An 8,341-nucleotide genomic window follows, 5' to 3' on the forward strand; every position below is an offset into this window, starting at 1 on the left:
GTACCGATCGGCAGCGTGCCGCCCGTCATGCCGGCCAGCTGACAGATGCCGTAGACCATGCCGCCGAAGACGCACGCCAGCGCATAGATCTCCTTGCGGAAGATCAGCGGCACCTCGTTGATCTGGATATCGCGCAGCACACCGCCCGCGGCTCCGGTGATCGCCCCCATGATGACGGCCACCCAGAAGGGGAACCCGGCCGCGAGGGTCTTCTCGATGCCAACAACGGTGAACAGCCCCAGTCCGAAGGCGTCAAAGATGAAGAACGTATTGTTGAGCCGGACCAGGTAGCGGCTGAAGACGATGACGATCAGCAGCGCCGCGGCCGTCACGACCAGGTAGGAGCTGTTGAGCATCCAGAAGGGGGTGACCGAGAGCATCAGGTCGCGGAGCGTACCCCCGCCGACGGCCGTGGTGAAGCCCACGACGTAGGCCCCGAACCAGTCGAACTGCTTGGCCGAGGCGAGACGGATGCCGCTGATGGCGAAGGCCAGCGTTCCCAGAATTTCGATGATGGTGAAGAGAGTCATGACCGATCGGTTTCGGCGGGCAAAGATAGTGCATTTTTTTTATTTTGCAGCCTGCCGCAGCAAATCATCGACCAGTTCGGGCACCCCTTCGGCCGCACGCTTGCGGATGACGGTCAGCGGATTGCGTATGCCGCCCGTGTCGGGGTTGCCGGGATCGACCACCCAGATCGGGATCTCGGGCCGCACGTAGCGCACCAGCGAAGCCGCGGGATAGACCGCCAGCGATGTCCCGACAACCAGCATGGCATCGGCCGTTTGTGCGATCTCCGCCGCCCGCTCGAACATCGGCACCGATTCGCCGAAGAAGACGATGTGCGGACGCAGCAGCGACCCGTCCGGCGCCATGGCGTCCAACGGCTGCTCCCATCCTTCGATCAGCACGATGAGGTCGGGGTTGCGCGACGAGCGCAGCTTGCGCAGCTCGCCGTGCAGATGCGTCACGCGGGTCGAGCCGGCCCGCTCGTGGAGGTCATCGACATTCTGGGTCACGACCTCCACATCGTAGCCCTGCTCGAGGCGGGCGATGGCCTCGTGGGCCGCATTGGGACGCGCGGCAAGCATCTCGTGCCGCCGCTTGTTGTAGAATTCGATGACCAGGGCCCGGTTGCGCGCCAGCGCCTCGGGCGTGCAGACATCCTCGATCCGGTAGTTGGCCCACAGGCCGTCCGAGTCGCGGAAGGTCGCCAGACCGCTGTCGGCACTCACTCCGGCACCGGTGAAAACCACGATTCTCTTCATGTTCGGAAACATTTTTTCGTCAAACAAAGATAACGACTTTTCCGCAAACCGCACGCCGGAGGACGACCGGAAGTGACAAAAAAAGCGTCGCCGGGGACGCCTTTGTGCGACCGGCCGAACACGGCGGGACTATCCGCGGCGCGCAGCCAGCCATATGGGAAGCAGGACGGCCCCGACGGCGAGGACCTTGAGCAGGATGCCCGAGAGGGCCCGTACCGTCTGCCCGGCCCCAGAAAAGAGCAGCTCCAGTTGCGGTGCGCAGACCGCGGCCAGCGCCGCGAACACGAGCACCAGACCGAGCAGCCGGCCTGCCAGGGCGCTCCGCTGCCGGAGGCGGTCGATCCAGCGCGACAGAAGATCGTCCGCGTCATCCGTCTCTTCCGACCCGGTCCTGCCTGCCTGCTCGCCGGAGTGCGGCCCGCCGGTCGAAGCCCAGATGCCGATCGCCCAGCACAGGGCGACCACCCCGGCCGCAATGCCGCCCCGGGTCAGCGCCTCGGTCGCCGGAGAGTCGATCATCCGCAGCGGAAAACAGAGCAGAAAGGCGACAACCGCCGCCGCGGGCATCCCGAGCCACAGCCGTCCGCGCGCACGAAACATCATGCCCAACCGCACGCGCAGCCGCTCCCCTCCACGCTGATTCCGGACGACAGTCCGCCTGACCCGATCGCGGAGGCGGTCCTTGAAACGGCCGCCACTTGCCATATTGTCAAAGGGATTTCCGTTCATGATCCGGATTCGTTTGAGGGTCTCTTCGACACGGCCGGCAAATCCGACCTCTTGTCCGGCGATGCATCGGCACGGGCAGCCTGCGGACGGCTCTTCTTCAGCCGCCCGCTGCGCCGCAGCGCATCGGCGATGATCCACTGAAGCTGGCCGTTGATCGAGCGGAACTCGTCTTCGGCCCACGCCTCGAGCGCCTCCATCGTCGCCGCATCGACACGCAGCACGAAACTCCGGGTATTTGTCTCACGCGCCATCGGGTCAATGGTGGAGCGTTCCGGCATTGACCACGGGCTGCGCCGCCTCGTCGGCACAGAGCACCACGAGCAGGTTCGAGACCATCGCCGCCTTGCGCTCCTCGTCCAGTTCGACGACCTGCTCGTCGGAGAGGCGGTCGAGCGCCATATGCACCATCGACACGGCCCCCTCGACGATCTTCTCGCGGGCGGCAATCACGGCATCGGCCTGCTGGCGGCGCAGCATCACGGCGGCAATCTCCGGCGCATAGGCCAGGTAGTTGATCCGCGCCTCGACGACCTCGATACCGGCCATCGCCAGGCGCTCGTTCAGCTTCGCCTCGAGCTGCTCGTTGATCTCCTCGCTGTTCGAGCGCAGCGTCAGCGCCTCACCCTTCACGCCGTTGTCGTCGTAGGCATAGCAGCCGGCCACCTGCCGCAGCGCCGCATCGCTCTGCACGTTCACGAAATTCTGCAGCACGTTCATGCGCGCCGAAGCCGAAACACCCTGTCCGGGCGCAGCCGGCGCCGCGTCGATCTCGAAGACGGCCTTGTAGATGTCATCGCGCTTGATGCGCCAGACGAGCACCAGACCGATCAGGATCGGGTTGCCCGTCTTGTCATTGACCTTGATCGGATCGACATTGAGGTTGCGCGCACGCATCGAGACGGGCTTGGCCGACATGAAGGGATTGACCCACCAGAAGCCCGTTTCGTAAAACGTGCCGCGGTAGTTGCCGAAGAAGACCATCACCCGTGCCTCGTTGGGTTCCAACAGCATGAAGCCGCACAGACCGATCACGACGGCAAGCAGCCCCGCCGCCCCGCCGGCGATCATCCACGCCCCGCCCGGCTGCAGGGCATCGGCACGCAGGGCGCCCCATACGATCAAAGCGATGAATCCGGCCAGCAGAACGAGTTCGCACGCCAGCGCCACAAAACCGTTGGCTTTCCAGCCGTCATAGACGAAGTTTCGGTTCTTCATATTTGTTTGCAATGATATTAATTTGATATCACAAATCTATCCTTTTTCCCCGAATATTCCAAACGTCCGGCCGTTTTTTCCTTCCGGCCGCAATGCCGCCGACCGGCCGGCGGGAGGATCGGCGGTCTCTGGCACAGTTCGTGCAACCCGACAGGCGGAATATACCGCAAATTCTAAAACTGAAACGTATGGATCTTTTGAAACACAAGGAAGACACGCTGACCGACGTATTCGGCACGCGCGAGATGCGTTCGCCCGCACCCACGGAGTTCATACCCAAGGGCAAGACGGCCCCCGAGGTGGCCTACCAGATGGTCAAGGAGGAGACCTACCCCCAGACCCAGCCGCGCCTGAACCTGGCCACGTTCGTCACGACCTACATGGACGACCACGCCACCCGGCTGATGAACGAGGCGATCAACGTCAATTACATCGACGAGACGGAGTATCCGCGCGTGGCCGTCATGTGCGGCCGCTGCCTGAACATCCTCGCCAACCTCTGGAACACGCCCGAGAAGGCACAGTGGAAGACCGGCGCTCCGGGCATCGGCTCGTCGGAGGCCTGCATGCTGGGCGGCGTGGCGGCCTGGCTCCGCTGGCGCAACCGCCGCAAGGCTGCCGGCAAGCCCTTCGACAAACCCAACCTGGTGATGAGTTCGGCCTACCAGGTCGTCTGGGAGAAGTTCTGCCAGTTGTGGCAGATCGAGCTGCGCACCGTGCCGATCGACATGCAGCACCCGACGCTCGACATCGAGGCGGCGCTCAGGCTCTGCGACGAGAATACGATCTGCATCGTGCCGATCGCCGGCGTCACCTGGTCGGGGCTCGACGACGACATCGAGGGGCTCGACAAGGCACTCGACGCCTACAACCGCCGGACCGGATTCGAGATCCCGATCCATGTCGATGCCGCCTCGGGAGGCTTCATCCTCCCCTTCCTGCACCCCGAAAGGAAGTGGGACTTCCGCCTGAAATGGGTGCTCTCCATCTCGACCTCGGGCCACAAGTTCGGACTGGTCTACCCGGGGCTGGGCTGGGTCGTCTGGAAAGACAAGAAATATCTTCCCGACGAGATGTCGTTCTCGGTCAATTACCTCGGGGCCAGCATCACGCAGGTCGGGCTCAACTTCTCGCGCCCGGCGGCGCAGATCCTCGGGCAGTACTACAACTTCATCCGGCTCGGATTCGAGGGCTACCGCGAGATCCAGCAGAACTCGATGGACATCACCGCCTACTGCCACCGCGAGATCGGCAAGATGTCCTGCTTCCGCAACTTCGCCCCGGAGGTGGTCAATCCGCTCTTCATCTGGTCGCTCGACCCCGAATACGAAAAAACGGCCAAATGGACCCTCTTCGACCTGCAGGCCCGCCTGCAGCAGAGCGGCTGGATGGTGCCCGCCTACACGATGCCGGCCAACATCGAGCAGACGATCGTCATGCGCATCGTCGTGCGGCAGGGCATGTCGCGCGACATGGCCGACATGCTGCTGCAGGACATCCGCAACGCCGTGGCGGAGTTCGAGGAGTTGCAGTACCCCACCCCCTCGCGGCTCAAGTTCGAGCGCAGCGAACACCAGAAAGGCAAGGTCTACACGCACTGACGTCTGCCGTGCGGCCGTCGGACCCGGACGGATGCACCCCCGTGGGGCGCATCCGTCGTCTTTTTGCGCCGCAGCCTGCCATTACGGAGGTTTCCGAAGCCGAAACGGACAACTTCGGGTGGGAAAGAGACTTGTCCGTCCCGGAAAAAAAGCGTAACTTTGATGCGTTTTACAGTCCGACACCCTCCGATGGAACATGCATTCGACATCTTTCTGACCGTCATGGCCTTCCTGGCCCTCGCGGTCTTCATCGCCCTTCACTTCTTCGAGGCCGGGTACGGCTACCTCTTCAACCGGCGGTACGGCCCCCCGATCCCCAACAAAATCGGATGGGTCCTCATGGAGTCCCCTGTCTTCATCCTCATGTGCGTGCTGTGGGCCACATCCGACCGCATGGGACAGGCCGGCCCCCTCACGCTCTTCCTCCTCTTCCAGGCCCACTACTTCCAGCGCTCGTTCATCTTCCCGCTGCTCATCCGCGGCAACTCGAAGATGCCCCTCGGCATCGTCCTCATGGGCATGGTATTCAACACGCTCAACGCCCTGATGCAGGGCGGCTGGATCTTCTGGGTATCCCCCGACGGCTACTACGACAACTGGTTCTCGCAGCCCTGGATCTACATCGGCGGCGCACTCTTCATTGCCGGCATGGCCATCAACCTCCACTCGGACCGGATCATCCGCCACCTGCGCCAACCCGGAGACACGCGCCACTACATCCCGCGCGGCGGCATGTTCCGCTACGTCTCGTCGGCCAACTACTTCGGCGAGTTGCTCGAATGGGTCGGCTTCGCCGTGGCCTCGTGGTCGTGGGCCGGCGCGGTCTTCGCCTGGTGGACCTTCGCCAACCTCGCGCCCCGCGCCGCCTCGCTGCGCCGCCGCTACGAGCGGGAGTTCGGCGAGGAGTTTTCCAAACTCCGACGCAAACGCATCATACCCTTCATCTACTGATACCGAACCATGTCAAACCTCTTTACACCCTATAAGCTGGGGCCCGTCACGCTGCGCAACCGAACGATCCGCTCGGCGGCATTCGAGTCGATGGGCAAGGACTTCGGCCCCACCGAACAGCTCAAGCAGTACCACGTCTCGGTGGCCCGCGGCGGCATCGGCATGACGACGCTGGCCTACGCCGCCGTATCGCGCAGCGGCCTGTCGTTCAACAAGCAGCTGTGGCTGCGCCCCGCCATCGTTCCGGGGCTGCGCGAGATCACCGACGCCATCCACCGCGAGGGAGCCGCGGCCGCCATACAGATCGGCCACTGCGGCAACATGACCCACCTGACGACCGCCGGGCAGATCCCGATCGGTGCCTCGTCGGGCTTCAACCTCTACGCCTACACCCCGGTGCGCGGGATGCGGCACAGCGAAATCGAAGAGGTCGCCCGCGACTTCGGACGCGCCGTCCGCACGGCCCGCGACGCCGGATTCGATTCGGTGGAGGTGCACGCCGGCCACGGGTACCTCATCTCGCAGTTCCTCTCGCCATACACGAACCACCGCCGCGACGAGTACGGCGGATCGCTCGAAAACCGCATGCGTTTCATGCGCATGTGCCTCGATGAGGCGGTCGGGGCCGCCCGCTCCTGCGGCATGGCCATCACCGTCAAGCACAACATGTACGACGGCTTCAAGGGCGGCATCGAGATTCCCGAAAGCATCGAGATCGCCCGGGTCATCGAATCATACGGCGTGGACGGCATCGTCCTCTCGGGCGGCTTCGTCTCGAAGGCCCCGATGGCCGTCATGCGCGGGCTGATCCCGATCTACACGATGAGCTACTACTCCCCCTGGTGGCTCCGCTACTTCATCCGCTGGTGCGGACCACTGATGATCAAGCAGTTCCCCTTCGAAGAGTGCTACTTCCTCGAGGACGCCAGAAAGTTCCGCGCCGAGCTGAAGTGCCCGCTGATCTACGTCGGCGGCCTGGTCAGCCGCGAAGGCATCGACCGGGCCCTCGACGCCGGCTTCGAGCTGGTGCAGATGGCCCGGGCACTGGTGAACGACCCGGATTTCGTGAACAAGCTGCAGGCGGGCGATGCGGCGACCCGCAGCGCCTGCGACCACCGCAACTACTGCATCGCCCGCATGTACTCCGTGGACATGAAGTGCTGCAAGGATTGCCCCGACCTGCCGCGAAAAATCGTCGAAGAGCTCAAACGTCTGCCGTAATGAGCACACGAAACCATACGAAAGGGTGCAAACGCGGCGCCGTACAGCCGGGCTCGGCCTGGGCTCTCGTAACGGGTGCCGGATCGGGCATCGGACGCTGCTACGCGCTGCGGCTGGCCGCCCTGGGATACAACCTCGTACTGGCCGGCAACCGGCCGGAACCGCTCGAAACGGTCCGCAGAGAAGTCGAAACCTCCAGTCCCGAAACGCGAATACGGACGGTCAGCATCGACCTGGCCCGTATCGGCGCCGCGGAGGAGCTGCACGATCTCACCCGGCGCGAAGGGATCGAGATCGACGTCGTGATCAACAATGCCGGCATCTTCTCCTTCTGCGACATCCTCCATACGCCCCCCGAGCGGATCGAGCGGATCATCCTCCTGCACGACCTGACCAACACCGAGATGTGCCGCCTCTATGCCGCCGACATGGTGCGCCGCGGCTGCCGGGGGCACATACTCAACATGTCCTCCTACTCGCTGTGGATGCCCTTCCCGGGGTTGTCGCTCTACAGCGCCTCGAAGGCCTACCTGCGGGCCTTCTCCGTGGCCTTCGCCAAGGAGGTCCGCGAACACGGCATCCGCGTTACGGCTGTCTGTCCGGCGGGCGTGGCCACTGACCTCTATGGACTGACACCCCGCTGGCAGCGGATCGGACTGCGCCTGGGGGTACTCATCTCGGCCGACGCCTGCGCCCGACGCGGATTGCGCGCCCTGTGGCGGGGACGCCGCACGATCGTCCCCGACTGGTGGAACCGCATCTGGATTCCGCTGTGCAAACTGCTGCCGATGTGGGTAATCCGACCGTTGAGACGTTACACCATGCAATTTCAGAAATAAGAATGGAAAACATACGAAACGTGGTCTTCGATCTGGGAGGCGTCCTCGTGGATCTGGACATCGACCGCTGCAAGGCGGCATTCCGCAGCCTCGGCATGGAAGCCGTGGCGCAACTGATCGACCCCTGCTACCCGGCCGAAATGATCGGCCGCCTCGAACACGGCGAGATTTCGTTCCACGAAGCCTGCGAGGAGATGCGCCGGCTCGCCGGCCGGCCCGACATTCCCGACGAGCAGATCGCCTGGGCCTACGGAGAGTTCCTCACGGGCGTATCGGCCACGAAGCTGCGGGCCATCGAACGCCTGCGCGACCGCGGGCTGAAGAGCTACGTCCTCTCGAACAACAACCCCGCCTCGATGGAGGTCATCCGCCGGATGTTCCGCTGCGACGGACACGCGATGGAGCACTACTTCGACCGCATCTACCTCTCCTACGAACTCCGCGAGCTGAAGCCCTCGGAGGCAATCTTCCGCAAGATGATCGACGACAGCGGAATGGTCCCGTCCGAGACGCTCTT

The 8,341-nt window shown here is 63.9% G+C and carries 10 protein-coding genes; 5 read left to right on the plus strand and 5 right to left on the minus strand.

Translation table 11 applies throughout. The annotated features are described in order from the left end of the window. From QZL63_RS10125 to QZL63_RS10145, 5 genes are all read right to left on the minus strand, one after another. Positions 1–530 (minus strand): trimeric intracellular cation channel family protein (locus QZL63_RS10125; protein ID WP_290586870.1); only part of this gene is annotated, 530 nt, incomplete at its 3' end. Between the two features lie 39 nt (positions 531–569). Next, a complete protein-coding gene (locus tag QZL63_RS10130) occupies positions 570–1,268 on the minus strand; it encodes an SIR2 family NAD-dependent protein deacylase (protein ID WP_022309184.1) in 699 nt (232 codons plus the stop codon). 129 nt (positions 1,269–1,397) lie between these two features. Then, positions 1,398–1,997, minus strand: coding sequence for a hypothetical protein (locus tag QZL63_RS10135; RefSeq protein ID WP_022309185.1), 600 nt, complete (start codon positions 1,995–1,997; stop codon positions 1,398–1,400). Continuing rightward, positions 1,994–2,248, minus strand: a complete 255-nt coding sequence (locus tag QZL63_RS10140) for a hypothetical protein (protein WP_290586873.1) — start codon at positions 2,246–2,248, stop codon at positions 1,994–1,996. Before QZL63_RS10140 ends, QZL63_RS10135 begins: the two co-directional genes overlap by 4 nt. A 4-nt stretch (positions 2,249–2,252) precedes the next feature. After that, complete coding sequence (locus tag QZL63_RS10145; protein WP_022309187.1) at positions 2,253–3,212, minus strand: SPFH domain-containing protein; 960 nt, start codon at positions 3,210–3,212, stop codon at positions 2,253–2,255. A 188-nt stretch (positions 3,213–3,400) separates the two neighbouring features. Between QZL63_RS10145 and QZL63_RS10150 the strand changes: the two genes are divergently transcribed. From QZL63_RS10150 to QZL63_RS10170, 5 genes are all read left to right on the plus strand, one after another. Then, a complete protein-coding gene (locus tag QZL63_RS10150) occupies positions 3,401–4,813 on the plus strand; it encodes a glutamate decarboxylase (protein WP_022309188.1) in 1,413 nt (470 codons plus the stop codon). A gap of 189 nt (positions 4,814–5,002) precedes the next feature. Next, complete coding sequence (locus tag QZL63_RS10155) at positions 5,003–5,764, plus strand: DUF1295 domain-containing protein (RefSeq protein WP_290586876.1); 762 nt, start codon at positions 5,003–5,005, stop codon at positions 5,762–5,764. Between the two features lie 9 nt (positions 5,765–5,773). Then, on the plus strand, positions 5,774–6,985 hold the full coding sequence (locus tag QZL63_RS10160) for an NADH:flavin oxidoreductase (protein WP_022309190.1): 1,212 nt from the start codon (positions 5,774–5,776) through the stop codon (positions 6,983–6,985). Beyond that, positions 6,985–7,824: an SDR family NAD(P)-dependent oxidoreductase gene (locus tag QZL63_RS10165; protein ID WP_022309191.1), complete on the plus strand. Its 840-nt coding sequence runs from the start codon at positions 6,985–6,987 to the stop codon at positions 7,822–7,824. The genes QZL63_RS10160 and QZL63_RS10165 overlap by 1 nt, the downstream gene beginning before the upstream one ends. 2 nt (positions 7,825–7,826) lie before the next feature. Beyond that, on the plus strand, positions 7,827–8,341 hold a 515-nt coding region (locus QZL63_RS10170), incomplete at its 3' end, for an HAD family hydrolase (protein ID WP_290586881.1).

Origin of the sequence: Alistipes sp. CAG:268 (genome assembly GCA_000434235.1) — a bacterium.
In the GTDB taxonomy this organism is placed as follows: domain Bacteria; phylum Bacteroidota; class Bacteroidia; order Bacteroidales; family Rikenellaceae; genus Alistipes; species Alistipes avistercoris.

Coding starts and splice junctions, on each gene's coding strand:
- QZL63_RS10130 (WP_022309184.1), bottom strand. CDS start 1,268: ATGAAGAGAATCGTGGTTTTCACCGGTGCCGGAGTGAGTGCCGACAGC.
- QZL63_RS10135 (WP_022309185.1), bottom strand. CDS start 1,997: ATGAACGGAAATCCCTTTGACAATATGGCAAGTGGCGGCCGTTTCAAG.
- QZL63_RS10140 (WP_290586873.1), bottom strand. CDS start 2,248: ATGGCGCGTGAGACAAATACCCGGAGTTTCGTGCTGCGTGTCGATGCG.
- QZL63_RS10145 (WP_022309187.1), bottom strand. CDS start 3,212: ATGAAGAACCGAAACTTCGTCTATGACGGCTGGAAAGCCAACGGTTTT.
- QZL63_RS10150 (WP_022309188.1), top strand. CDS start 3,401: ATGGATCTTTTGAAACACAAGGAAGACACGCTGACCGACGTATTCGGC.
- QZL63_RS10155 (WP_290586876.1), top strand. CDS start 5,003: ATGGAACATGCATTCGACATCTTTCTGACCGTCATGGCCTTCCTGGCC.
- QZL63_RS10160 (WP_022309190.1), top strand. CDS start 5,774: ATGTCAAACCTCTTTACACCCTATAAGCTGGGGCCCGTCACGCTGCGC.
- QZL63_RS10165 (WP_022309191.1), top strand. CDS start 6,985: ATGAGCACACGAAACCATACGAAAGGGTGCAAACGCGGCGCCGTACAG.